This window comes from Candidatus Methylomirabilota bacterium (genome assembly GCA_036002485.1).
In the GTDB taxonomy this organism is placed as follows: Bacteria; Methylomirabilota; Methylomirabilia; order Rokubacteriales; family CSP1-6; genus AR37.
This window is the reverse complement of record DASYTI010000166.1, coordinates 1-1,981: the sequence shown is the minus strand read 5'-3', so window position 1 is coordinate 1,981 and position 1,981 is coordinate 1. Positions and strand designations below refer to the sequence as shown.

At 68.3% G+C, this 1,981-nt stretch carries 3 protein-coding genes; all 3 read left to right on the top strand.

The genetic code is table 11. The features are described 5' to 3' along the window. Positions 1-519: acyl-CoA dehydrogenase family protein (locus tag VGT00_15850; GenBank protein HEV8532895.1), on the top strand; the 519-nt coding region annotated here is incomplete at its 5' end. 17 nt (positions 520-536) lie between these two features. Further along, on the top strand, positions 537-1,703 hold the full coding sequence (locus VGT00_15845) for a CoA transferase (protein ID HEV8532894.1): 1,167 nt from the start codon (positions 537-539) through the stop codon (positions 1,701-1,703). Next, positions 1,700-1,981, top strand: a 282-nt coding sequence (locus tag VGT00_15840; GenBank protein HEV8532893.1) for an ABC transporter substrate-binding protein, incomplete at its 3' end; no start/stop codon positions are given. The genes VGT00_15845 and VGT00_15840, both read left to right, overlap by 4 nt.

Genomic DNA, 1,981 nt, shown 5'->3' with positions numbered 1-1,981 from the left:
CCCACCGACGTCGTCTTCGAGGACTGCTCGATTCCCGCGGAGAATCTCGTCGGCCAAGAAGGCCAGGGCCTGGAGCTGGCCTTCGACCTGCTCGTCAAGCAGCGCTTCCCCTACTCCGCCTGCAATCTCGGTGTGGCCGTGGCCGCGCATCGCATGGCCATCGCCTACGCCAAGGAGCGCTCGACCTTCGGCGTCAAGCTGGCCGAGCGCCAGGCCATCCAGTGGATGCTGGCCGATGCGGAAGTGGAGATCCGCGCCGCGCGCTGGCTCATCTGGGAAGGCGCCTGGAAGGCCGACCGCGGCGAGGACGCGCGGGTGGAGGCCTCCATCGCCAAGCTCTACTCCAGCGAGGTGCTCGGACGCGTCATCGACGCCGCCGTCCAGATCCACGGCGGCTACGGCGTCTCCAAGGAGTTTCCCCTCGAGCGCTGGTATCGCGAGGCGCGCGTGCGTCGCATCGGCGAGGGTCCATCGGAAGTGCACCGCATGGTCATCGCGCGCTCGCTCTTCCGTCGCTGACCATGCCGGAGACCTCCATGCCGGAGAGCAGAGAGCCGATGCTTCCCCTCAGCGGAACCACCGTCGTCGAGGTCGCGCAGAACCTGGCCGGCCCCATCGCCGCCGAGATCCTGGCGCATCTGGGCGCGGATGTGATCAAGGTCGAGCGCCCAGAGGGCGACGATGCCCGGCGCTGGGGCCCGCCCTTCTGGAAAGGGGTATCGCCCGGCTATCTCGCCGTCAACGCCAACAAGCGCTCCATCACTCTCGATCTCAAGGATCCCAAGGCCGTGGCCTGGCTGACGGATTTCCTGGGCGAGGCGGACGTGCTCGTCCAGAATCTGCGCCCCGGCTCGCTCGAGGGTCTGGGCCTCGGGCCGAAGGAGCTGCTGGCTCGCCATCCGCGGCTCATCTACTGCTCGGTCTGGGCCTTCGGCGCCACGGGGCCGCTCCGTCTCAAGCCGGGCTACGAGCCCATGGTGCAGGCCTTCTCGGGGCTCATGATGATGAACGGAGACGAGGGCGGACCGCCGACGAGGATCGGCACCTCCGTGCTCGACTATGGCACGGGGATGTGGACGGCCATCGGCGCCCTCGCGGGGCTCGCCCAGCGCCAGCGCACGGGGCGCGGCTGCGTGGTGGATGCCTCGCTCTTCGAGACCGGGCTGGCGTGGCTCAAGGGACACTTCGCCAGCTATCGCGCCTCGGGGCAAGTGCCCGAGCGGCATCGAACGGGCAGTCATCGCGTGGTGCCGTTCGAGAGCTTTGAGACCAAGACCAACCCCATCATCATCGCAGCCGGCAATGACCGGCTCTTCGCCAAGCTCGCGGGCGCCCTGGGTCATCCGGAATGGCCGGGCGATCCGCGCTTCGCCACCAATGCCGCGCGCGTGGCCAGCAAGCCAGAGCTGGTCGCGCAGATCCAGCAGATCCTCCTCACGCGCAGCAAGGGCGAGTGGATCGACGTGCTGGAAGCCGCCGGAGTGCCCTGCGCGCCCATCAATACCTTGCCCGAGGCGATTGCCGAGCCTCAGGCTGCGGCGCTCGGCATGATTCAGAAAGTTCCCGGCGACGACTACGAGCTCATGGCGCTGCCCCTGTCCTTCGACGGCGCGAGGCCGGAGATCCGCCTCGCCCCGCCCGCGGTCGGCGAACACAATCGCGAGATCCTTGGCCACGAACATTCGACAGGAGGAGATCGATGAGGCTGTGGGCATTGCTCGTCTTGGCAAGCATCGGATTGGGGCCGCTCCCCGCGTGGGCCCAGACCATCAAGGTGGGCGCGGTCGTTCCCATCACCGGCCGCTATGGCGCCGGGGGGGCCCAGGTGCGCGCGGGATACGAGATCGCCGTCGAGCACCTGAATGCGGCCGGCGGAGTCATGGTGGCCGGGAAGAAGATGCCCATCGAGCTCACCCTCCTGGACGATGAGTCCGACGCTACCAAGACGGTGAGCCGTCTCGAGACGCTGGGCGCCCAGGGC

Excerpts from the sequence above, each read along its gene's own strand:
- VGT00_15845 (HEV8532894.1), top strand. The coding sequence starts at position 537 with ATGCCGGAGAGCAGAGAGCCGATGCTTCCCCTCAGCGGAACCACCGTC.